Source organism: Alloalcanivorax xenomutans, from assembly GCF_900217905.1.
GTDB lineage: Bacteria > Pseudomonadota > Gammaproteobacteria > Pseudomonadales > Alcanivoracaceae > Alloalcanivorax > Alloalcanivorax xenomutans.
The window spans coordinates 63,642-84,360 of record NZ_OBMO01000018.1; the positions used below are offsets into that span (position 1 = coordinate 63,642).

25 protein-coding genes are annotated in these 20,719 nt (G+C 60.2%); 4 read left to right on the forward strand and 21 right to left on the reverse strand.

Going from position 1 to position 20,719, the window contains the following annotated elements:
* Positions 1 to 93: 93 nt before the first annotated feature.
* The 4 genes from CRO06_RS14755 to CRO06_RS14770 form a co-directional block, all read right to left on the reverse strand.
* The gene (locus CRO06_RS14755) at positions 94 to 960 is read right to left on the reverse strand and encodes a type II secretion system protein N (protein WP_244902839.1); all 867 of its coding nucleotides are present in this window, start codon (positions 958 to 960) and stop codon (positions 94 to 96) included.
* 210 nt (positions 961 to 1,170) lie between these two features.
* Positions 1,171 to 1,890 (reverse strand): type II secretion system protein N, encoded by a 720-nt coding sequence (gene gspN, locus CRO06_RS14760; protein ID WP_080531531.1) that lies wholly within the window; start codon positions 1,888 to 1,890, stop codon positions 1,171 to 1,173.
* Between the two features lie 635 nt (positions 1,891 to 2,525).
* Positions 2,526 to 3,044, reverse strand: a complete 519-nt coding sequence (ssb, locus tag CRO06_RS14765) for a single-stranded DNA-binding protein (RefSeq protein WP_022995824.1) — start codon at positions 3,042 to 3,044, stop codon at positions 2,526 to 2,528.
* Positions 3,045 to 3,111: 67 nt separating this feature from the next.
* Complete coding sequence (locus tag CRO06_RS14770; RefSeq protein ID WP_022995825.1) at positions 3,112 to 4,479, reverse strand: MFS transporter; 1,368 nt, start codon at positions 4,477 to 4,479, stop codon at positions 3,112 to 3,114.
* Positions 4,480 to 4,710: 231 nt separating this feature from the next.
* On the opposite strand from CRO06_RS14770, the gene CRO06_RS14775 reads away from it, so the two are divergent.
* Positions 4,711 to 5,358, forward strand: a complete 648-nt coding sequence (locus CRO06_RS14775; RefSeq protein ID WP_055099462.1) for a LuxR C-terminal-related transcriptional regulator — start codon at positions 4,711 to 4,713, stop codon at positions 5,356 to 5,358.
* Positions 5,359 to 5,490: 132 nt separating this feature from the next.
* Positions 5,491 to 8,316, forward strand: coding sequence for an excinuclease ABC subunit UvrA (gene uvrA, locus CRO06_RS14780; RefSeq protein WP_097058773.1), 2,826 nt, complete (start codon positions 5,491 to 5,493; stop codon positions 8,314 to 8,316).
* A 161-nt stretch (positions 8,317 to 8,477) separates the two neighbouring features.
* Here the strand turns inward: uvrA and CRO06_RS14785 are convergent, their stop codons facing one another.
* Positions 8,478 to 8,828, reverse strand: coding sequence for a hypothetical protein (locus tag CRO06_RS14785; RefSeq protein ID WP_097058774.1), 351 nt, complete (start codon positions 8,826 to 8,828; stop codon positions 8,478 to 8,480).
* 225 nt (positions 8,829 to 9,053) lie between these two features.
* On the opposite strand from CRO06_RS14785, the gene CRO06_RS14790 reads away from it, so the two are divergent.
* Complete coding sequence (locus tag CRO06_RS14790) at positions 9,054 to 10,343, forward strand: glycerophosphodiester phosphodiesterase family protein (RefSeq protein ID WP_097058775.1); 1,290 nt, start codon at positions 9,054 to 9,056, stop codon at positions 10,341 to 10,343.
* A gap of 67 nt (positions 10,344 to 10,410) precedes the next feature.
* Here the strand turns inward: CRO06_RS14790 and CRO06_RS14795 are convergent, their stop codons facing one another.
* The 3 genes from CRO06_RS14795 to dauA form a co-directional block, all read right to left on the reverse strand.
* Positions 10,411 to 10,881 (reverse strand): GyrI-like domain-containing protein, encoded by a 471-nt coding sequence (locus CRO06_RS14795; protein ID WP_022995829.1) that lies wholly within the window; start codon positions 10,879 to 10,881, stop codon positions 10,411 to 10,413.
* Positions 10,882 to 10,948: 67 nt separating this feature from the next.
* Entirely contained in the window at positions 10,949 to 11,485 is a 537-nt protein-coding gene (locus tag CRO06_RS14800; RefSeq protein ID WP_022995830.1) for a ferritin-like domain-containing protein, read from the reverse strand.
* A 117-nt stretch (positions 11,486 to 11,602) separates the two neighbouring features.
* Positions 11,603 to 13,318: a C4-dicarboxylic acid transporter DauA gene (gene dauA / locus CRO06_RS14805; protein ID WP_097058776.1), complete on the reverse strand. Its 1,716-nt coding sequence runs from the start codon at positions 13,316 to 13,318 to the stop codon at positions 11,603 to 11,605.
* A gap of 80 nt (positions 13,319 to 13,398) precedes the next feature.
* On the opposite strand from dauA, the gene CRO06_RS14810 reads away from it, so the two are divergent.
* Entirely contained in the window at positions 13,399 to 13,602 is a 204-nt protein-coding gene (locus CRO06_RS14810; RefSeq protein ID WP_097058777.1) for a CopG family transcriptional regulator, read from the forward strand.
* Positions 13,603 to 13,686: 84 nt separating this feature from the next.
* On the opposite strand, the gene rplQ is transcribed toward CRO06_RS14810, so the two are convergent.
* The 13 genes from rplQ to rpsH form a co-directional block, all read right to left on the reverse strand.
* Positions 13,687 to 14,073 carry a 50S ribosomal protein L17 gene (gene rplQ / locus CRO06_RS14815; protein WP_014996087.1) on the reverse strand — a complete coding sequence of 129 codons (387 nt, stop codon included), beginning with the start codon at positions 14,071 to 14,073 and terminating at the stop codon, positions 13,687 to 13,689.
* Between the two features lie 50 nt (positions 14,074 to 14,123).
* Positions 14,124 to 15,131, reverse strand: coding sequence for a DNA-directed RNA polymerase subunit alpha (locus CRO06_RS14820; protein ID WP_022995833.1), 1,008 nt, complete (start codon positions 15,129 to 15,131; stop codon positions 14,124 to 14,126).
* A gap of 20 nt (positions 15,132 to 15,151) precedes the next feature.
* Entirely contained in the window at positions 15,152 to 15,778 is a 627-nt protein-coding gene (rpsD, locus tag CRO06_RS14825) for a 30S ribosomal protein S4 (RefSeq protein ID WP_022995834.1), read from the reverse strand.
* 16 nt (positions 15,779 to 15,794) lie between these two features.
* Positions 15,795 to 16,193 (reverse strand): 30S ribosomal protein S11, encoded by a 399-nt coding sequence (rpsK, locus tag CRO06_RS14830; protein ID WP_014996090.1) that lies wholly within the window; start codon positions 16,191 to 16,193, stop codon positions 15,795 to 15,797.
* 22 nt (positions 16,194 to 16,215) lie between these two features.
* Positions 16,216 to 16,572 (reverse strand): 30S ribosomal protein S13, encoded by a 357-nt coding sequence (gene rpsM, locus CRO06_RS14835; RefSeq protein ID WP_022995835.1) that lies wholly within the window; start codon positions 16,570 to 16,572, stop codon positions 16,216 to 16,218.
* A gap of 114 nt (positions 16,573 to 16,686) precedes the next feature.
* Positions 16,687 to 16,803 carry a 50S ribosomal protein L36 gene (gene rpmJ, locus CRO06_RS14840; protein ID WP_008928865.1) on the reverse strand — a complete coding sequence of 39 codons (117 nt, stop codon included), beginning with the start codon at positions 16,801 to 16,803 and terminating at the stop codon, positions 16,687 to 16,689.
* 36 nt (positions 16,804 to 16,839) lie between these two features.
* Positions 16,840 to 18,222, reverse strand: a complete 1,383-nt coding sequence (secY, locus tag CRO06_RS14845; protein ID WP_014996092.1) for a preprotein translocase subunit SecY — start codon at positions 18,220 to 18,222, stop codon at positions 16,840 to 16,842.
* A gap of 13 nt (positions 18,223 to 18,235) precedes the next feature.
* Positions 18,236 to 18,670, reverse strand: a complete 435-nt coding sequence (gene rplO, locus CRO06_RS14850) for a 50S ribosomal protein L15 (protein WP_014996093.1) — start codon at positions 18,668 to 18,670, stop codon at positions 18,236 to 18,238.
* A gap of 3 nt (positions 18,671 to 18,673) precedes the next feature.
* On the reverse strand, positions 18,674 to 18,856 hold the full coding sequence (gene rpmD, locus CRO06_RS14855) for a 50S ribosomal protein L30 (RefSeq protein ID WP_014996094.1): 183 nt from the start codon (positions 18,854 to 18,856) through the stop codon (positions 18,674 to 18,676).
* Between the two features lie 23 nt (positions 18,857 to 18,879).
* Complete coding sequence (gene rpsE / locus CRO06_RS14860) at positions 18,880 to 19,377, reverse strand: 30S ribosomal protein S5 (RefSeq protein WP_014996095.1); 498 nt, start codon at positions 19,375 to 19,377, stop codon at positions 18,880 to 18,882.
* A 12-nt stretch (positions 19,378 to 19,389) separates the two neighbouring features.
* A complete protein-coding gene (rplR, locus tag CRO06_RS14865; protein ID WP_179746616.1) occupies positions 19,390 to 19,740 on the reverse strand; it encodes a 50S ribosomal protein L18 in 351 nt (116 codons plus the stop codon).
* A 17-nt stretch (positions 19,741 to 19,757) separates the two neighbouring features.
* On the reverse strand, positions 19,758 to 20,291 hold the full coding sequence (gene rplF / locus CRO06_RS14870) for a 50S ribosomal protein L6 (protein ID WP_022995837.1): 534 nt from the start codon (positions 20,289 to 20,291) through the stop codon (positions 19,758 to 19,760).
* A gap of 30 nt (positions 20,292 to 20,321) precedes the next feature.
* A complete protein-coding gene (gene rpsH / locus CRO06_RS14875) occupies positions 20,322 to 20,714 on the reverse strand; it encodes a 30S ribosomal protein S8 (RefSeq protein ID WP_022995838.1) in 393 nt (130 codons plus the stop codon).
* Positions 20,715 to 20,719: the final 5 nt, after the last annotated feature.

Genomic DNA, 20,719 nt, shown 5'->3' on the forward strand with positions numbered 1-20,719 from the left:
ACAAGGACAGCCAGGATGCTGCCTAGGGCCGGTGCCAGGAGCCTCTTGGCAGAAACTCCGCGGTGCTGTTTCAGGGGCTCCATAAAGGTCTCGCTACGGTGGATAACTCACGGTGAATTCCTGATCGCCACGCTGTACCACGATGGTGGCGCTCTGGGACTCCTGGAACGACTGCAACGCCGCCAGGTCATTTTCCTCGGTGCCCAGGGGGTACCCGTTCACCGACAAAATCACGTCGCCCTGATTCAGGCCGACCTGCTCGATCAGTTGTTTTGGCGCGGAAGAGCCCAGCGAGTACCCCTGGCTCTCGCCACTGGTGACGGCCTTGAGACCGAGCTGGCGAATCAGGGTGGTGCGCTGCTGGCCAAGGTCCGCCTCAGCGGGCGGCGCCGGCTCCTGGGGCCGCCTTGGCGGAGGGGGAGGCGGAGGCCGCGACGATACCGAAACCCCGCCGAGCGCGGCCAGCTCGCTCAAACGCAGGGTTTCCAACTGCCCCACGCGTTTAAGGATGATACGGTCGGCGTAAATTTCCTCGACGGTGGCATTGCCCGGCAGGGCATCACCGATACGGTACAGCTCCGCGTCGCCGCCGCTTTCGGCAACGATGGCGGAAGACTGGGTGCGGTCCAGACTGCGGAAGACACCGAGCAGTTGCAGTTTAAGACGGGTATCCGGAGCATCGACAGGCTTGTCGCTGGTTTCCTCTTGCGCCTGGTACACCCCGAACAGGTTCCAGGACTCCATTTCCGACGGGGAGATACCACGGCGCTCCCCGCCCTGCCCGGAGGCGGAAACGGTACGCAGCCCCGATTCCGGCACCGGGTCATTGGGACCATAACTCAGCAGCCAGACGGTCTGCGCGATCAGGTAGGCGAGCCCCACCAGCAACAGCAACATCACCGCCAAACGGAGCGGAGGCAGCCATTGCCGTGTGTTTCCCCTTTGGGCCCACTGAATCATAAAAGCGTCACTTCCCGTTATCGTTATACCAACCGCCACCGATACGCGCCGTTTCCATACTGGAACCGGTGCTCCAGGGCTGGCTGGATGTCCTTGTTCACCCGGGCCGGGCCCATCAACACACGTTCACGGGTGCCGACATCGACCGACTCTACAGCGGACACATTACCGTAATATAAAAAATGCGGTTTTTTTTTCCAGCGCTATATTTCAGCGTCCCGGCGGAAACGGCTGACTCATCTGGAACACCACATCGGAGGGATCCCCCCCCTGGCTGACCCCGAGCAATTGGGGCCACGCCCTGAATACTTGTACGTTCAGTTTTTGTTCCGCCACCCGCGCGGCGAACACTTGCTTCTGTTCGGGGTCCGTCACCACCAGCGACGGACCGGTCTCCACCATACTCAGACGTCCCTGAAGTGGCGGTACCGGCGCGGACTCACCACGTCCCCAGCCAACCGTGCCCCCACTGTAATCAAGGGTACCTTTGGCATCGACCACGGCATCATCGGCGAGTTCCAGGGCAATCAGTGTCATCCTCACCGTGCCATCGGCCTGACCCTGGGGAATATAGCGGCTCACCATGGCCACCGGCACATTGGCGCGCCACTGCTCCAGGCGCCAGTCGCCCCAGGCAGCGCCCAACCAGCCTTGCACATCCAAATCGTTGGATACCATGGCCAGATCAAGCCCCGGCGTCAATCCGTGCCAATTGACCTCCCAGCGCACCCGCCCCTGTTGATCGCGCCAACTGACCGCCGCGGAGCCGCTCCACCAGCGGCCCCGGGCATCGGCCAGGGTCAGCGGAGCCCCGCCCGGGCGCAGTTGCGGAATACGTTCCACCAGCACCGCCGCAGGCATCAACACAATGAGAAACAGGATCAGGCTGACAACAAACACCGCCCCCAAGGCGAAACCACGACGCATCATTTCAATCCAACATCCGACATCCTGCCAGGCACACGATGGTGCCGACACAGACGTTTATTTTTCATGGCATCCATGGTCATGAATCCACTACCCCAATGAACTTGCCTGGCCGAATCCCGACGGACCGGCTGGTACGACCGCGCCACTAACGAAGCCGAAACGCTAACTGTACCTCAATCCGGAGCCTGCTAGCACCTGATCAAATACGGCCGATGCCGCGCGGTAGGCAAGACGGCGCGATTTCACAAGAAGGGGCGCCAGGGTGGGCCATCACAATGACAGGCCCATGACGCCTCTCCCCGGGGCGAATACTTATGACCCAACCGTGACAGGCGGTGCCGAAACAAGAGAGAAGGAGGCCTGCATAGCGCAGCGGAAAAAGATCGTTGCCCCGGGAGCGGGGGCAACGAGAACATGCCAATTGTCTGGATTGATGCTTGATGCCGCCCGACCACATCGACGGCGGGCAACATGCCGCCAACAGGTGAACCGCATTAACAAGACGAGCCGCGACCGCCATGACCGTCGTTTTGTCATGGAATATTCACGGAACCGGGAATTTCAGGAAATGGAAACGTCGGCAAGCGCCGGGGGACGCCCAGGGACCAAAGGCCCCTGGGCGGGTGGCGGGACAATCAGAACGGGATATCGTCGTCGAAATCGTCTGCCGGGCCGCCGAAACCACCACCTTGACCGCCACTGCTCTGGCCACCGCCCTGGTTGTAGTCATCGCCGCCCTGATCGTAACTTCCTTGCTGCTGACGGGGCGCCCCGCCGCCCTGGCGGTCCCCGCCACCGAAGCCGCCACCGCCGTCACCACGGCCGTCCAACATTTGCATTTCGTTGGCGACAATCTCGGTGGTGTAGCGGTCCTGGCCATCCTGCCCCTGCCATTTACGGGTACGGATCGAGCCTTCGATGTAGACCTTGCTGCCCTTCTTCAGGTATTCACCGGCGATCTCGCCGAGCTTGTTGAAGAACACCACCCGGTGCCATTCGGTACGTTCCTGCATTTGACCGGTCTGCCGGTCCTTCCAGGTTTCCGAGGTGGCCAGGCGGACATTGGTCACCGCCCCGCCACTGGGCATGAAGCGGGTTTCCGGATCGGCCCCCAGGTTGCCGATCAGTATCACTTTGTTCACCCCTCTCGCCATGGCCTTGCACTCCCTCAAATTCGACGGGCCGCCCTGCGGCGGCATAACTGGATAAACGGGTATTCTGTCAGTTTTGCCCTTCGGCGGCGAGGGCCTGGAGCGCGCGCTCGTCAAGCAGTTGGTTATCCACCTTCAGCAGGGCCAGATGCTTGTCGGCGACCACTACCGCCTCCAGCACGCCGGGCACGGCACGCAGCCGCTCCACCGTATGGCGCGGGTCGTCGGCGGGGCTCAGTTGAATGACCCGGTTATCGAGCTTTGGCAGTTCCTTCATGCCGGCCAGACGCCATAGCCAGAACAGCGCCATGGCGGCGCACCCATAGAAAACCGCCTCCGCGCCCACCCACTGAAACAGGGCACCGCCCAGCTGCCCGCCGATGAACACGCCCAGGAACTGGCTGGTGGAGTACACGCCCATGGCGGTGCCACGGGTGCCGGCCGGCGCGGCTCGGCCAACCATGGAGGGCAGCAGGGCCTCCAGCAGGTTGAAGGCCATGAAATAGACAAACAAGGCCAGCACGAAGTGCCACAGGGTCTCGCCCGCCACCGCCAGCAGCACCTCGGCGACGATCAGCAGAGCCACCGCCGCTCTTTTGATCGGCACCGCGCCACGGCGCTCCGCGGCGATGATCAACGGAATCATGGCCAGGAAACCCGCCACCAGAACCACCAGGTACAGCAGACTATGCTGATCCAGGCTCAAGCCGAGCCGGGTTTGCAATAATTTGGGCAGCACCACGAAGGACGCGGTCATGGTCAGGTGCAACACCAGAATGCCCAGATCCAGACGGCGCAGATCCGCGCTGCCCAGCACCCGCCGGAACCGCTGCGATGGCGGCAGTGCCTCATCGAGCATGACCTTGGGCGCCGGTACGCGCAGCGCTACCAGCAACGCCACGGCACCGAGCGCCACGGTCAGCCAGAACAGGCCGCTGAGCCCCAGCCAGTGAGCCAGCAGCGGCCCCAGAATCAGTGCCAGGATGAAGGAACCGCCCACCGACATTCCGATCAAGGCCATGGCCTTGGTGCGGTTACGCTCGCTCACTACATCACCAATCAGCGCCATAATGACACTGGCAATGGCGCCGGATCCCTGCAAGGCACGCCCCAGGATGACGCCATATATGGTGTCACTGAGCGCCGCCACCACCCCACCGGCCATGAACAGGGCCAGGCCGATCAACAGCATCGGACGGCGCCCGAAACGGTCGGAGAGCATGCCAAAAGGGATCTGCAGACACGCCTGCATCAGCCCGTAGGCACCGATGGCGGTACCAATCAGCAGTGGTGTGGCGCCCTCGAGCTGTCCGCCGAACACGGCAAAGATCGGCAGGATCATGAACAACCCGAACATGCGCAGGGCAAAAATCGCGGCCAGAGAACTGCTGGTACTGATTTCCGTGCGCCGCAGGGCGGCGGTGGACTCGTCCGTCATGATGATTGGCAACCGGTGCGGCTGGTTAGGGGGCGGCAAGTGTATCAGATTCCCCCGGCACCGGGCGGGGACAAAACGCCTCGGCGGCTCTCTGGTCAAGCTCGAACCTGTAAAACCTTGTCACTTAAGGCAATAGCAAATTGAACCGCCCCGCCAGGGGTGATAGATTTTTGCACAATACGGTATTTTTCGTAGCCACTCCGATAGCCTCAGCGCATCACGGAAGACTCCATGGATAAAATCCCCGCTCAGAAGGTGTACGTGGTTGGTAACCAGCACCTGCAAAACGCCCTGCTTACCGAGTTTCTCGCTAAGGAGTCCATTCCCGCCACCGCCGTGAAAACGGTCGACATGGTAGCCGAAGACGATCTCGCAGGAGCGGAGCAGAACCTGTTCCTGGTGGATTACCACTCGGTGGACGTCAACGACGTCATCAACCACCTCCTGGCCGTGGATCAGCGCCTGGATTGCGACGTGCTCACCGGCGTCTTCAATGTGGACGACGATGCTTCCCTATCGCGCCTGGCCGGACTGCCGATGGTCAACGGCGGTTTCCTGCACGACTGCCCCCAGGGCCTGCTGACCAAGGGCATCAAGGCGATCTTCGAAGGCGAACTGTGGTTCCCGCGCAAGGTGCTGCAGCAATACCTGGTGAAGAGCCGCGCTTTCAACAAGACCTTCTCACGCAGCGAGGTGAATCTGACCGACCGCGAAGTGGAAGTACTCAAAGTCATGGCCACCGGCGCCAAGAACTCCGAGATTGCCAGCGCCCTGAACCTCAGCCCCCATACCATCAAGACCCACATCTACAATATCTTCAAGAAGATCAACGCCTCCAACCGCCTGCAGGCCGTGAACTGGGCCCAGGAAAACCTGTAACCCGCACCGGCTGACACGCATCGGCGTGTCGGCCCTTCCGATGGCATTGCCGTCCGGCCGTTGATTTCTTTTCTCCTTCATAACATTTCCCCTATACTCCACTGTTCATTTTGACAGTAGGTGGTAGTACCCATGGATACCATTCTGGTGCGCGGTGCCCGTACCCATAACCTGAAAAACGTGGATCTGGACATTCCACGGGACAAGCTGGTGGTGATCACCGGCCTGTCCGGTTCCGGCAAATCGTCGCTGGCGTTCGATACGCTCTACGCGGAAGGGCAGCGCCGCTACGTGGAGTCACTGTCCACCTACGCCCGGCAGTTCCTGTCGATGATGGAAAAGCCCGATGTCGACCACATCGAAGGGCTGAGTCCGGCGATCTCCATCGAACAGAAGTCCACCAGTCACAACCCCCGTTCCACCGTGGGCACCATTACCGAGATCTACGACTATCTTCGCCTGCTGTTCGCCCGCGTGGGGGAGCCGCGTTGCCCCGAGCACGATGCACCGCTGGCGGCCCAGACCATCAGCCAGATGGTGGATCAGGTGATCGCCATGGAAGACGGCGCCCGGTTGATGCTGCTGGCACCGGTGGTACGGGAGAAGAAAGGTGAGCATCTGCATCTGTTCGATGAACTGCGTGCCCAGGGTTTCGTGCGGGTCCGGGTCAACGGCCGTATCCACGATATGGACGACACCCCGACACTGGACAAGAACAAGAAGCACACCATCGAAGTGGTGGTGGACCGCTTCAAGGTGCGCCCGGATCTGCAGAACCGGCTGGCCGAATCGTTCGAGACCGCCCTGCACCTGGCGGATGACATCGCGGTCATTGCCCCCATGGACGGCAAGGGCGAGGAGATCACCTTTTCCGCCAAATTCGCCTGCCCACACTGCGGCTATTCCATCCCGGAGCTGGAGCCGCGTCTGTTCTCGTTCAACAACCCGGCCGGCGCCTGCCCGAGCTGCGACGGTCTTGGCGTCAAACAATTCTTCGACGAGGACAAGGTCATCACCAGTGATGAACTGTCCCTGGCCGAGGGCGCGATTCGCGGCTGGGATCGGCGCAACGTTTATTACTTCCAGATGCTCACCTCGCTGGCGGATAGCCTCGGCTTCGATATGGACGTGCCGTTCAAGAAGCTGAGCAAAACCGTTCGCAAAAAGATCCTCTATGGTACCGGCAAGGAAAACGTGGAATTCCGCTACCTCAACGACCGTGGAGACATCATCAGCCGCAACCATCCGTTCGAGGGCATCATCCCCAACATGGAGCGCCGCTACCGGGAGACCGAATCAGAAGCGGTACGCGAGGATCTGGCCACTTACCTCTCCACCTCCACCTGCCCGAGCTGTCACGGCTCCCGGCTTCGGGAAGCCGCCCGGCATGTGTTCATCGACGAGATCACGCTGCCCCAGGTAGTGCGCATGGCGGTGGGCAAGGCGTTCGACTATTTCGATCAGCTGAAACTGGCCGGCAGCCGGGGCGAAATCGCCGAGAAGATCCTCAAGGAAATCCGCGACCGTCTGCAGTTCCTGGTCAATGTCGGCCTGGACTATCTGACTCTGGAGCGCAGCGCGGAGACCCTGTCCGGCGGCGAGGCCCAGCGTATCCGCCTGGCCAGCCAGATCGGCGCCGGCCTGGTGGGGGTGATGTATGTGCTCGACGAACCCTCCATCGGCCTGCACCAACGCGACAACGAGCGCCTGCTCAGCACCCTGACCCGGCTGCGTGATCTGGGCAACACCGTGCTGGTGGTGGAGCATGACGAGGACGCCATCCGCATGGCGGACCATGTGATCGACATTGGCCCCGGCGCCGGCGTGCACGGTGGGCAGGTTGTGGCTCAGGGCAAGCCGGAAGACGTGGCCGGCAATCCAAAGTCCCTGACGGGCGATTATCTGTCCGGCCGCCGCGCCATTGCCGTGCCGAAAAAGCGGGTCGCCGCCAACGATCGCTGGCTGGAACTCACCGGCGCCAGCGGCAATAACCTCAAAGACGCTCATCTCAAACTGCCGGTGGGCCTGTTCACCTGCATTACCGGCGTCTCGGGTTCCGGCAAGTCCACCTTGATCAACCACACCCTGTACCCGGTGGCCGCCACCCGCCTGAACAAAGCCACCACCCTGCGCGCGTCCCCATACCGGGAGATCAAGGGGCTGGACCACTTCGACAAGGTGGTGGATATCGATCAAAGCCCCATCGGCCGCACTCCACGTTCCAACCCGGCCACTTACACCGGCATTTTCACGCCGGTGCGGGAGCTGTTCGCCGGCACCCAGGAAGCCCGGTCACGGGGCTATAAGCCCGGCCGCTTCAGCTTCAACGTCAAGGGCGGCCGGTGCGAGGCCTGTCAGGGCGATGGCGTGATCAAGGTGGAAATGCACTTTCTGCCCGACATTTATGTTCCCTGCGAGGTGTGCGAAGGCAAACGCTACAACCGGGAAACCCTGGAAATCACCTACAAGGGCAAGAACATCTACGAAGTGCTGGAAATGACCGTGGAGGAAGGCCGCGAGTTTTTTGACGCCGTGCCGGCCCTGCAACGGCGTCTGCAGACACTGCTGGACGTGGGACTGAGTTACATCAAACTGGGCCAGGCCGCCACCACGCTGTCCGGCGGTGAGGCGCAACGGGTGAAACTGGCACGGGAACTGTCCCGTCGCGACACAGGCAACACCCTCTACATTCTCGACGAGCCCACCACCGGGCTGCATTTCCAGGATATCCAGCTACTGCTGGACGTCCTCAACCGGCTGCGCGATCACGGCAACAGCATCGTCGTGATCGAACACAACCTGGATGTGATCAAAACCGCCGATTGGATCGTCGATCTCGGCCCGGAGGGCGGTGATGGCGGCGGCGAGATCATTGCCGAGGGCACTCCGGAACAGGTGGTCAAGGTCAAAGCCAGCCACACCGGGCGCTTTCTGAAACCTCTACTGGGGAAAAAATAAGGTTCATCGCGGGCTGACGGGAAATCGACTCTTTGTGATGGGAAGCCTTGCTGCTTCGTAGGCGGGTCTTGCGGGTATTCACAGCGTGTCCTGGAACGCCCTGACCGGTGACGCTCCCCTCCAGAAAGGCAAAACCCCCGGATTGAAAGGAAGCCCTTCCCCTAATCCTCCACTGGGCGTCCGCGGTACATTCGTTTGCTTTTCTTCACCGGCTTGGGCGTTATGGTCAGGGAAGGTTTCTCCTCTGAACGGACCGCCTGGCCACGGTACATCTGACGAGGCGCCTCGGGCTCGGCCTGAAGCTCCGGCGCCAGGCTATCGATTTCGTTCAGCAACGCGCGGATCCGCGTGTCCTGGCTGACCCCCGCATAGTGTCTGAGCTGTTGGCGCAGGTCGGCATCAGACAATCGCAGCGCTACCGCGAATTCCTCGCGAATCAGGCGCCGGCATTGATTTACCAGACTGACCACCTGTCGGTGCATCAACCAGTGATCGCTCAATCCCGTGCTCATGCCTCCCCCCCTTTTTTTCTTTCCTGAATAAAGAAGCAGCATCCATGCCAAACGCGCACCATAACGGAACATCCTTCCACGAAAGGCCCCCTGCCTCCTGGAGGATCGTGACGCAGTCCACACTTCAGGCAACCGGTCCGAGCGGGGAGACGACGCTAACCGGATCGTCATAGAACACTTCTAGGTTGGGAAGTCCCCCAATAACTCAAGAAGGGAGCTCCCCCCATGCGTTCGACCCTGACTCGTTCCATGCTTGCCCTGTCCCTGCTCGGTCTGGCCACCGCCGCCTGCGCCAACAACGGCAAAGGCAACGGTTATGGCCACGGTGCCGACCGCCACCGCCCTGCCCATGTCGCCGGCGCGGTGGAACTGGGGCCGCGCCCCTACTATCTGGTGGACGACATGGATCCAGGCCCATTGAAGCAGCGCCTGCAATCCTGTGCCGAGCGGAAACGCCCGCAACGGCGCACGGACTGGTCCATCGGCCACCGGGGTGCCCCATTACAATTCCCGGAACATACCGAGGAATCCTATCGGGCCGCGGCTCGCATGGGCGCCGGTATTCTGGAATGCGATGTCGCCTTCACCCGGGACAAGGAACTGGTTTGCCGCCATTCCCAATGCGACCTGCACACCACCACCAACATCCTGGCCACCGATCTGGCCGGCAAATGCAGCAGCCCGCCGGTGCCGCTGGGCAACGGCGAGTACGACTTCAGTAACGTAAGCTGCTGTACCAGTGATCTGACCCTGGAAGAATTCAAGAGCCTTGAAGGCAAGATGGACGCCGGCAATCCCGATGCCACCACAGTGGAGGAATACATGGCGGCCACACCGGACTGGCGCACCGATCTCTACAGCCAGAACGGCACCTTGATGAGCCACAAGGAAAGCATTGCACTGTTCCGGGAACTGGGCGTGAAGATGACACCGGAATTAAAGGCTCCCAGCGTCCCCATGCCCTACGACGGGGACTACACCCAGGAGCAGTATGCTCAGCAATTGATCAACGAATACAAGGAAGCCGGGGTCTCACCACGTCAGGTGTTCCCTCAATCCTTCAATCTGGACGATGTGCTCTACTGGATCAGCGCTGAGCCGGCCTATGGCCGCCAGGCGGTTTACTTGGACGATCGTGACGGCAGCGGGCTGGACCCGCAAAACCCCGGCACCTGGGAACCAGACATGGCCACCCTGGCCGGACAAGGCGTGAATTATCTGGCGCCGCCGCTGTGGATGCTGGTCACCACCGATGACAACAACCAGATCGTCCCCAGCGAGTACGCCCGCGCCGCCCGCGCCGCCGGCTTGCGGTTGATTGCCTGGTCACTGGAGCGCTCCGGCCCATTGGCTTCGGGAGGCGGCTGGTATTACCAGAGCGTCAATGAGGCCATCAACAATGACGGCGACACCCTGACACTACTGGACGTGCTGGCCCGGGACGTGGGGGTTACCGCGGTATTCTCCGACTGGCCCGCAACCACCACCTTCTACGCCAACTGCATGGGCTTATAACACCATGACGGAGCCGGGCGTCAGCCCGGCTCTGGCCCCTCGGACAACTCTGGCAGGCTGATGACGGCTAACGGATACCGACGTACAGGGTGACCTTGTCGGTGCTCTCGTAAACCTCATAATCCGTTTCGAAGACTCTCCGCGGCGCCTCCGCCGACTCGAAATAGGCCCATACCCGCGCCCAGGTTTCCGGGACGATCTTGTCCAGTTGCCCCTGCCCTTCAAAAGCCAGATAGTCGCCGGCATTGAGTACCGCCGTGACGTAGTCTTCCGGCACCTTGGCCTCATCGGTGACTTCGACACCGGCCAGCACGCTGTATTCGCCTTCCGCGCCATTACTGTACTCGGTGTAAACGCCATACACCGGGGATCCCGCCGCCTTATCCGGAATCACCTCATTCAGTTTTTCGCTTTCAAAGCTTTGCCACAGGCGGGGAATGCGGGCGTCATCCGACCGCATTTCAAGTTCATTGCTGGTACGTATCTGAATGCCGGCGACAATTCGGCCGGGTTGTTTCACCACACGGGGCTCGGTCATAGATATCTCCATTACGACGTCGGCGTAAGCGGCGCCGGCTCTCCGGCCAGCGCCCCGTGGAAAGAAATCACAGCGCTTCCAGAATCGCCGCCATATCGTCGGCGTGCTCTTCCTCCTGGGCCAGGATCTCTTCCATGATACGGCGGGTAGTGGGGTCTTTGTCGCCCAGATAGGAGGCGATCTCACGATAGCTGTCAATGGCGATCCGCTCGGCGATCAGGTCCTCGCGCACCATATCCTTGAGAGTCTCCCCTTCCACGTATTCCGCGTGGGACCGGCTTTGCAAGCCTTCGGGGGAGAAATTCGGCGCGCCTCCCAACTGTACGATACGCTCGGCCAGCCAGTCGGCGTGCTGTTGTTCCTGCTGGGCATGCTCTAGAAATTCTTCGGCGGCGATACTGGCGTTCAGCCCATCCGCCATATAGTAGTGCCGCTTGTAACGCAGCGTGCAGACGATTTCCGTGGCCAGAGCCGCGTTCAACAGCTCGATCACCTGAGTGCGGTCAGCGTTGTACCCCTCGGTCACGGCCCCTTGTTCGATGTGCTTACGGGCTCGTTCACGCAATGTTTTGATATCGGTCAGAAACGGTTGCTTATCGCTCATGATACCTCCCTGCGGATTCAGACGTGGAACCTGGGTCTGACTAGTGATGCTCCCCGCCGCCGGGGAACACAAGAGGGACAAACGCAAAATTGCGTAAAGTCGGAAGCCGCCAATCACTCAGGTCAGCGTCTTCAGGGCCTCATCAAGGCTCGGAGAGAACCTCAGCTGTCCGGCCTGCGGCGCCATACCCGCGCGGGCCAGAGTCTTGAGAGGCTGGAAGCCCAGATCCGCCACCACTACCTGACAACCACGGGCGGCGCAGCGGTCGACGAAGCCCTGCAGAGCGGAAACACCCCCACCATCGAGCACCGATACGCCATCCATATACAGCACCACACCAGACCGGCCGGCAGCCAGCTCGTCGGCTTCAGCGAAGACCCTGTCGGCGGCGGCGAAGAACAGCGGTCCCACGATTTTGAGCACGCCCCACTGTCCCGGAATCGGATAGTCGCGCAAGCGGGGCGAATCGGTAATGTCGGAGATCCGCGTCATGGCGGCGATTTCACGCATGAACAACAAAGCGGCCAGCAACACCCCCACGGTGATGGCCACCACCATATCGAGAAATACCGTAAGGGAGAAACAGGTCAGAAAGACCAGCACCTCGCCCAGGGGAGCACGACGGAGCAGGCGCACCGCCTTGTGCGCCTCGCTCATGTTCCAGGCCACCATCATCAGCAACGCCGCCATTGCCGGCATCGGCAAATAGGCCAGCCAGGGCCCTAATGCCACCATGCCCAGCAGTACCACCAGGGCATGGATCATGGAGGCCACCGGCGACCTGGCTCCCGCTTTGAAATTGGCGGCGGACCGGGCAATTGCCGCGGTAGCGGTGATACCGCCAAAAAACGGCGCCACCAGATTACCGATGCCCTGCCCCAATAATTCACTATTGGCGCTATGGCGTTTACCCGACATACCGTCCAGAACCACCGCGCACAACAACGATTCAATAGCTCCCAGCATGGCAATGGCAAACGCCGCCGGCACTAATTCCCGCAGAGACGCCCACGACCAGAGATGGCTGTCACCACCGCCAACGCCGTGATTCCAGGGCCAGTCGAAGGCCGGTAATACCGGTGGAATTCCGTACCCCCGGGAGCCATCCGGCAGCAGAAAAGTGAAACGGGAACCCAGGGTCTCCACCGGCAGTTGATAGCGACTGAGCCCCCAGGCCAGCAGCGAGCCGATCAAGACCGCGGGTAAATGGGCGGGCAGCGGCGTTCTGAGACGCGGCCAGAGGATAAGAGTGGCCAGCGTTACGACCGCCACCAGCAGACTGGGGCCATGTAGCCCCGGCAGGTACTGAATCAGCGCCACCCACTTTTGCAGATAACCTTCGGGTGCCGGTCCGCTATTGAGTCCGAGGAAGTCACTGAGCTGGAGGGTCGCGATCACCACCGCGATTCCCGCGGTAAAACCCAGCGTTACCGCCTGGGGTATGTACTCAATCAACCGCCCCAGCCGACACAGCGCCATCAGGAGTAACATGGCGCCAGCCAACACCGATGCCATCAGCAATCCAGGCAAGCCGTGACTCTGCGCCACCGGATAGAGGATCACCACGAAGGCGGCGGTCGGACCCGAGACACTGAAGCGCGAGCCCCCGGTCAAGGCAATCAGAAAGCCGGCGATAATGGCGGTGTACAGCCCATGCTGGGGAGGTACCCCGCTGGCAATGGCCAGCGCCATGGATAAGGGAATGGCGATGACACCAACCGTGAGCCCAGCGACCAGGTCCTTTCTCAGCGCGCCCGCGCCATAGCCCTCCGCCACGCACTCCCGCAGCGCATAACCTATTTTCAACGAGAACAGATAGCGACGGTGCGACATAAAGGCCCGATCCCATTGAAGAGAAATGAGATGAGCATTATATTCCTATTCAACATTCACTCAATGTTAATCAAATTAACATGGAAAAACGCACTGCCCGCCTCACCCTTCTTATTGATCCTCGCAAAAAGCGCGCGTTCGAACAGCTCTGCGCCCGCGAGGACGTAACGCCATCCCAGAAAGTCCGGCAATTCATTCGGGAATATGTCCAGGCCCAGCTGGGCCCGGATTGGCTCGAGCAGGCGGACGCCTTTCCAGAGCAGGAAGAGGACGATCACAAGTGATCGTGAAGGATCGCCGCCAGGAATGACGGACACAAAAAAGCCGGGCTGTACCCGGCTTTTTCGTTGATGCGGAAGGCTACGCCTTTATTCAGCGTCGGCGGCTTCACCCGGCTCGGGACGATCCACCAGTTCCACATAGGCCATCGGGGCGTTGTCGCCGGCACGGAAGCCCATTTTCAGGATCCGTACATAGCCGCCCGGACGCGCTTTGTAGCGCGGGCCCAGTTCATTGAACAGCTTACCCACCACTTCCTTGGACCGGGTCCGGCTGAACGCCAGGCGACGGTTGGCCACGGAATCTTCCTTGGCCAGGGTGATCAGGGGCTCAGCAACACGACGCAACTCCTTTGCCTTCGGCAAGGTGGTCTTGATCGCTTCGTGCTCCAACAGCGACACCGCCATGTTACGGAACATGGCCTGACGATGTGAGCTGTTCCGATTCAGTTTTCTGCCGCTCTTGCGATGACGCATGGTTCTATTCCTATCTTCAAGGGCGCTTCACAGCGTCCACGACAACTCAATTAGCGCAATTTGGTGTTCAGTCGGTCATCATCACGGAGGCTGACCGGCGGCCAGTTCTCCAGACGCATGCCCAGCGCCAACCCTTTGGAAGCCAGCACATCCTTGATCTCGGTGAGCGACTTCTTGCCGAGGTTCGGCGTTTTCAACAACTCCACCTCGGTCCGCTGTACCAGATCACCGATGTAGTAAATATTCTCGGCTTTCAGACAGTTGGCGGAACGTACCGTCAGTTCAAGATCATCCACCGGGCGCAGCAGGATGGGATCAACTTCCTCCCGTTCCTGTTTCGGCTCGGGCTTGGCATCCTGCTCCAGATCGACAAATACCGCGATCTGTTGCTGCAGGATGGTGGCCGCGCGACGAATGGCTTCCTCGGGATCAATGGTCCCGTTGGTTTCCAGGTCGATAACCAGCTTATCCAGGTCGGTCCGCTGCTCCACCCGGGCAGCCTCCACCACGTAGGCCACACGGCGCACGGGGCTGAAGCTGGCGTCCAGTTGCAGACGGCCGATGCCACGGGTCTCGTCGTCATCGCTGCGACGGTTGTCCGCGGGCACATAACCACGACCTTTTTCCACCTTCATGCGGACACGCAGTTCGGTGTCGCCGGTGATGGTACAGATCAGGTGCTCCGGGTTGACGACCTCCACGCTGTGATCACGCTGGATGTCATCTGCGGTCACGTCACCCGGGCCTTTCTTGACCAGTTCCAGGACCGCTTCTTCCCGGTCTTCCATCTTCAAAGCCACACCCTTGAGGTTCAGAAGGATGTTGATCACATCTTCCTGAATACCGTCAATGGTGGAGTATTCGTGCTGTACGCCATCGATCTCCACTTCAGTGATGGCGCATCCCGGCATGCTGGACAACAGGATGCGGCGCAGCGCCGTGCCCAGCGTATGCCCAAAACCCCGCTCCAGCGGCTCAAGCACAACCTTGGCGTGGGTCTCGCTGATCGCGTTGACCGCGATCGAGCGGGGCGTGAGAAATTCGTTCACGGCGGTCATAGAGATCCCTCAGGCAGTCCTTACTTGGAGTACAGCTCGACGATCAGGTTTTCATTGATCTCCGCGGGGAGGTCAATGCGCTCCGGCAGCGCCTTGAAAGTACCTTCGAGCTTCTTCTCGTCCACTTCCAACCAGGTCGGGAAGCCACGTTGCTGAGCCAGCTCCATGGCGTTCTTCACGCGCAGCTGGTTCTTGGACTTCTCACGCACGGTGATCACGTCACCGGCGCTGATCTGGTAGGACGGAATGTTAACGGACTGACCGTTAACCAGGATCGCACGGTGAGATACCAGCTGACGCGCTTCAGAGCGGGTAGCGCCGAAGCCCATGCGGTAAACCACGTTGTCCAAACGACCTTCCAGCAGTTGCAGCAGTACTTCGCCGGTGGCGCCACGGGAGCGGGCCGCCTTCTTGTAGTAGCTACGGAACTGCTTTTCCAGCACGCCGTACATACGACGCACTTTCTGCTTCTCGCGCAGCTGCACGCCGTAGTCGGACAGGCGGCTGGGGCGACGGCCAGCGGCGGCCTGGCCCGGGGGCTGCTCCGCCTTGCACTTGGATTCCAGCGGACGGATGCCGCTCTTCAAAAACAGGTCAGTGCCTTCACGACGGGAAAGCTTGCACTTGGGACCGAGGTATCTTGCCATCTTGCTCTAACTCCCGTTACACGCGGCGCTTCTTCGGCGGACGGCAACCATTGTGCGGAATCGGCGTCACGTCCTGAATATGGGTAATCTTGTAACCACAGGCGTTCAGCGCCCGAATGGAAGACTCGCGACCCGGACCCGGGCCTTTCACCCGCACTTCCAGATTCTTCAAGCCATAATCCTTGGCGGCGTTTCCGGCGTTTTCGGCAGCCACCTGGGCCGCGAACGGGGTGCTCTTGCGAGAGCCACGGAAACCCGCGCCACCAGAGGTCGCCCAGGACAACGCGTTGCCTTGACGATCAGTGATGGTAATGATGGTGTTATTGAAAGAAGCGTGTACGTGAGCGATGCCATCCGCAACGGTCCGCGTTACCTTCTTCCGACGTGCGCCACTGTCTCTTTTCGCTTTAGCCATGATGCCTATCCAAATTCAGGACTTACTTGCGGATCGGTTTCCGCGGGCCCTTACGGGTGCGGGCGTTGGTTTTGGTGCGCTGACCGCGCAACGGCAAGCCGCGACGATGACGGATGCCACGGTAGCAGCCCAGATCCATCAACCGCTTGATATTCATGTTGATTTCCCGACGCAGGTCGCCCTCCGTGGAAACCTTGGCAACCTCCGCACGGATCGCGTCCAGCTGATCGCCGGACAGATCACGAATCTTAACCTCCGGCGCAATGCCGGTCTGCTCGCAAATCTGGCGAGCACGGGTGCGGCCGATCCCGAAAATATAGGTGAGGGAAATCACCGTATGTTTGTTGTCCGGGATGTTTACGCCTGCAATACGGGCCATCCGAATATCTCCGATTCACAAAGCGGTATCGCCAGTCTCTGGCGCCGAAAGGCGGGAGAGTCTAGCGTTACACCGACTGAATTTCAACCAATCTCTAGGAAAGAAGCTCGCCAATTAACCCTGACGCTGCTTGTGCCGCGGCTCGGCACTGCAGATCACCATGACCCGGCCCTTGCGGCGGATCACTTTGCAGTTACGGCAGATCTTCTTTACAGAAGCCTGAACTTTCATCGCACTCGCCTCACTATCTCGGCCGCTAAGGCCCTGTTAACGCACCAGACCGGTGCCGCCATACCCTTTCAGGTTGGCTTTCTTCATCAGTTTTTCGTACTGAGTGGACATCAAATGGGAATTCACCTGGCCCCAGAAGTCCATCACTACGACTACCACGATCAGCAGCGAAGTACCGCCCAGATAGAAGGGTACATTCCAGATCGCCTGCAGACCCAACGGCAACAGACAAACCAGCGTCATGTATACGGCACCGATCAGAGTCAGACGGCCCATCACGGTATCGATGTAACGCGCTGATTGCTCACCGGGGCGAATACCCGGGATATAAGCCCCGGATTTCTTCAGGTTGTCCGCTACGTCCTTCGGGTTGAATACCAACGCCGTATAGAAGTAGCAGAAGAACATGATCGCCAACGTAAACAACAGAATGTACAGCGGCGTACCCGGCAACAGCGCATCGCTCACCCGGCGCAGGGTCATCCCCCACCAGGAATCCGGGTTGGAATCACTGAACCATTGGGTCAGTGACGCCGGAAACAGCAGGATGGAACTGGCGAAAATCGCCGGAATCACACCTGCCATGTTCACTTTCAGCGGCAAATGGCTTTGCTGCGCGGCGTATACCCGGCGGCCTTGCTGGCGTCGGGCATAGTTCACGGTAATACGGCGTTGACCGCGCTCCACGAACACCACACCGAAAATCACCGCCACGGCCACCAGAAACACCATCAGCATGGCCAACAGCCCCAGCTCGCCCTGCCGGGCGGACTCGAAGGTCTGCGCCACCGCGCCGGGCAAACCGGCAACGATAGAGGCGAAAATCAGCATGGAAATGCCGTTCCCGATGCCCCGCTCGGTGATTTGTTCACCCAGCCACATCAGGAAAATCGTTCCCGTCACCAACGAGGTCACGGCCACGAAATAGAAGCTCGCCACCTGCATGCTATCGGCGCCTTCCGGCAACAGGGTAATCCCCTGGCTCTTCAGGCCCGCGCATACCCCGAAAGACTGCACCAGCGCCAGGGCGACGGTCAGATAACGGGTATACTGAGTAATCTTGCGGCGTCCCTGCTCCCCTTCCTTGCGCAGCTGCTCAAGACTGGGCACTACCGCGGTCATCAGCTGAATCACGATGCTCGCGGTAATGTACGGCATGATGCCAAGTGCAAAAATACTCATGCGCTCCAGAGAACCACCGGAGAACATGTTGAACAGGCCAAGGATGGTATCCCGGTTCTGGTTGAACATCTGTTCCAACATGTCCGGGTTCATACCCGGTACCGGAATATGGGCCCCGATCCGGAATACCAGCAGGGCCCCAAGCAGGAATCCGATACGACGCCACAACTCCCGAGTAGCACCACCGCTGGCTGCGACGGCACCACTGTTAAGCGTTTGTGCACGGTTCTTGGCCATAGCCCGGTTCCTGTTATTCCTCGACTTTACCGCCGGCTTTTTCCACCGCTTCGCGGGCACCTTTGGTGATCGCCACGCCACGCACCGTCACGGCACGGTCAATACCGCCACGCAGCACGATCTTGGCGCGTTTCTTGTCAGAGCGAACCACGCCTGCGGCTTTCAAAGAGGCCAGGTCGATCACGTCGCCTTCCACTTTCGCCAGCTCTTCCAGGCGCACTTCGGCGGTTGCCATCGCCAGCTTGGACGTGAAACCGAACTTCGGTACACGACGCTGCAGCGGCATCTGACCACCTTCAAACCCGGGCTTCACGGTGCCGCCGGAACGGGATTTCTGACCTTTATGGCCACGACCGCCCGTTTTACCGAGACCGGAGCCGATACCGCGGCCAACCCGTTTCTGGGCCGGACGGGAACCTTCAGCGGGATGCAGATCATTCAAACGCATCGCTTATTCTCCCTCTACCCGCACCATGTACGCGACTTTGTTAATCATGCCGCGTACCGCAGGGGTGTCTTCAACTTCAACGGTATGGCCAATACGGCGCAGACCGAGACCACGCACACAGGCCTTGTGCTTTTCCAGCCGGCCGTTGGTGCTTTTTACCTGCGTTACCTTGATCTTGTCAGCCATCGTTACGTTCCGTCTGTCTGCGCTTAGCTCAGGATCTCTTCGACCGTTTTACCGCGCTTGGCGGCAACGGATTCGGCGGAGGCCATCGCTTTCAAACCCTCGAACGTGGCACGAACCACATTCACCGGGTTGGTGGAACCATAGCACTTAGCCAGTACGTTCTGCACACCGGCCACTTCCAGCACGGCGCGCATGGCACCACCGGCAATGACACCGGTACCGTCGCTGGCCGGTTGCATGAACACCTTGGAGGCGCCGTGCCGGGCCTTGATCGGATGCTGGATGGTGGTGCCATTGAGCTCCACCTGAATCATGTTGCGACGGGCAGCTTCCAGGGCCTTCTGGATGGCGGCGGGCACTTCGCGGGCCTTACCGCGACCGAAACCCACTTTGCCATTACCGTCACCCACCACGGTCAAAGCAGTGAAGCCGAAAATACGGCCGCCTTTCACCACCTTGGCAACCCGGTTCACCTGAACCAGCTTCTCCTGGAGACCTTCGTTGGGATCAACTTTCGCCATAACCAAGTACCCTTAGAATTTAAGCCCGTTTTCGCGTGCGGCATCCGCCAGCGCCTTGACCCGGCCGTGATAACGGAAACCGGAACGGTCAAAGGCCACGCTTTCGATACCCGCCTCTTTAGCGCGTTGAGCGATCAACTCACCAACTTTAGCGGCGGCTTCAGAATTACCCGTCGCGCCAGCGCGCAGGTCTTTTTCCACCGTGCTCGCGGAGGCCAGTACGCGATCACCAGCACTGCTGACGATTTGCGCATAGATATGGCGCGGAGTGCGATGCACGGAAAGACGAAGCTCGCCCAGCTCACGAATCTTCAGGCGAGTACGCTTTGCCCTGCGCAGACGTGCAACTTTCTTGTCCATCATGGCTTCAGTCTCAACGATTATTTCTTCTTGGCTTCCTTACGGCGCACTTGCTCATCAGCATAGCGCACCCCTTTGCCCTTGTAGGGCTCGGGCGGGCGGAAGCCCCGAACATTGGCGGCCACCTGGCCCACCAGCTGCTTATCGATACCCTTGATGACGATTTCCGTCTGACTCGGGGTCTCAATGGTGATCCCTTCGGGCAGCTCATAGGCTACCGGATGAGAAAAGCCCAGCGTCAGATTCAGGGTCTTGCCCTGGGCCTGAGCACGGTAACCAACGCCGTTCAACAACAGGCGGCGTTCGAAGCCCGCGGAGACACCGGTGACCATGTTATTGACCAGAGCACGCGTGGTACCGGCCACGGCCCAGGCCTGCTGAGACTCCTCACGGGGCTTGACGGAGAACACGCCGTCATCCACGGCCACTTCCACCAAATCGTGCACCTGGTGTTCCAGGCTGCCCTTGGACCCTTTCACGGTCACCTTCTGGCCGTCGATAGCTACCTCGACGCCTTTGGGCAGGTTAACCGGATTTTTCGCTACTCTAGACATCGCTGCACCTAATCCGTCTACACCAAAACCTTAGGACACTTCGCAGATCAGCTCGCCGCCGACATTCGCCTGGCGGGCGGCGCGATCGGAAATGATGCCCTGGTTGGTGGACACGATCATCACACCCAGGCCACCTTTCACCTTGGGAATCTCACCGGCACCTTTGTATACACGCAGGCCCGGACGGCTCACCCGGGCGATCTTCTCGATCACCGGCTGGCCTTCAAAATAACGCAGTTGAACGGTCAGCGTCGGTTTGGCGTCGCCAGACACCGCGTAACCGTCGATGTAACCTTCTTCCTTCAGAACCTTGGCAATGGCTTCCTTGGCCTTTGAGGAGGGAATCTCCACCTCGACTTTACGAGCCATTTGCGCGTTGCGAATACGGGTAAACATATCCGCCAGGGTATCTTGCATGCTCATGCTGC

Bases quoted from the DNA above. Each gene is read 5' to 3' on its own strand.
- rpsD (WP_022995834.1), bottom strand. From the start codon at position 15,778: ATGGCAAGATACCTCGGTCCCAAGTGCAAGCTTTCCCGTCGTGAAGGC.
- rpmD (WP_014996094.1), bottom strand. From the start codon at position 18,856: ATGGCTGACAAGATCAAGGTAACGCAGGTAAAAAGCACCAACGGCCGG.
- secY (WP_014996092.1), bottom strand. From the start codon at position 18,222: ATGGCCAAGAACCGTGCACAAACGCTTAACAGTGGTGCCGTCGCAGCC.
- uvrA (WP_097058773.1), top strand. From the start codon at position 5,491: ATGGATACCATTCTGGTGCGCGGTGCCCGTACCCATAACCTGAAAAAC.
- CRO06_RS14785 (WP_097058774.1), bottom strand. From the start codon at position 8,828: ATGAGCACGGGATTGAGCGATCACTGGTTGATGCACCGACAGGTGGTC.
- ssb (WP_022995824.1), bottom strand. From the start codon at position 3,044: ATGGCGAGAGGGGTGAACAAAGTGATACTGATCGGCAACCTGGGGGCC.
- rplF (WP_022995837.1), bottom strand. From the start codon at position 20,291: ATGTCTAGAGTAGCGAAAAATCCGGTTAACCTGCCCAAAGGCGTCGAG.
- rplR (WP_179746616.1), bottom strand. From the start codon at position 19,740: ATGATGGACAAGAAAGTTGCACGTCTGCGCAGGGCAAAGCGTACTCGC.
- CRO06_RS14775 (WP_055099462.1), top strand. From the start codon at position 4,711: ATGGATAAAATCCCCGCTCAGAAGGTGTACGTGGTTGGTAACCAGCAC.
- rplQ (WP_014996087.1), bottom strand. From the start codon at position 14,073: ATGCGTCATCGCAAGAGCGGCAGAAAACTGAATCGGAACAGCTCACAT.
- CRO06_RS14810 (WP_097058777.1), top strand. From the start codon at position 13,399: ATGGAAAAACGCACTGCCCGCCTCACCCTTCTTATTGATCCTCGCAAA.
- CRO06_RS14820 (WP_022995833.1), bottom strand. From the start codon at position 15,131: ATGACCGCCGTGAACGAATTTCTCACGCCCCGCTCGATCGCGGTCAAC.
- CRO06_RS14770 (WP_022995825.1), bottom strand. From the start codon at position 4,479: ATGACGGACGAGTCCACCGCCGCCCTGCGGCGCACGGAAATCAGTACC.
- dauA (WP_097058776.1), bottom strand. From the start codon at position 13,318: ATGTCGCACCGTCGCTATCTGTTCTCGTTGAAAATAGGTTATGCGCTG.
- rpsM (WP_022995835.1), bottom strand. From the start codon at position 16,572: ATGGCCCGTATTGCAGGCGTAAACATCCCGGACAACAAACATACGGTG.
- gspN (WP_080531531.1), bottom strand. From the start codon at position 1,890: ATGATGCGTCGTGGTTTCGCCTTGGGGGCGGTGTTTGTTGTCAGCCTG.
- CRO06_RS14790 (WP_097058775.1), top strand. From the start codon at position 9,054: ATGCGTTCGACCCTGACTCGTTCCATGCTTGCCCTGTCCCTGCTCGGT.
- rpmJ (WP_008928865.1), bottom strand. From the start codon at position 16,803: ATGAAAGTTCAGGCTTCTGTAAAGAAGATCTGCCGTAACTGCAAAGTG.
- rpsH (WP_022995838.1), bottom strand. From the start codon at position 20,714: ATGAGCATGCAAGATACCCTGGCGGATATGTTTACCCGTATTCGCAAC.
- CRO06_RS14755 (WP_244902839.1), bottom strand. From the start codon at position 960: ATGATTCAGTGGGCCCAAAGGGGAAACACACGGCAATGGCTGCCTCCG.
- rpsK (WP_014996090.1), bottom strand. From the start codon at position 16,193: ATGGCTAAAGCGAAAAGAGACAGTGGCGCACGTCGGAAGAAGGTAACG.
- CRO06_RS14795 (WP_022995829.1), bottom strand. From the start codon at position 10,881: ATGACCGAGCCCCGTGTGGTGAAACAACCCGGCCGAATTGTCGCCGGC.
- CRO06_RS14800 (WP_022995830.1), bottom strand. From the start codon at position 11,485: ATGAGCGATAAGCAACCGTTTCTGACCGATATCAAAACATTGCGTGAA.
- rpsE (WP_014996095.1), bottom strand. From the start codon at position 19,377: ATGGCGAAAGTTGATCCCAACGAAGGTCTCCAGGAGAAGCTGGTTCAG.
- rplO (WP_014996093.1), bottom strand. From the start codon at position 18,670: ATGCGTTTGAATGATCTGCATCCCGCTGAAGGTTCCCGTCCGGCCCAG.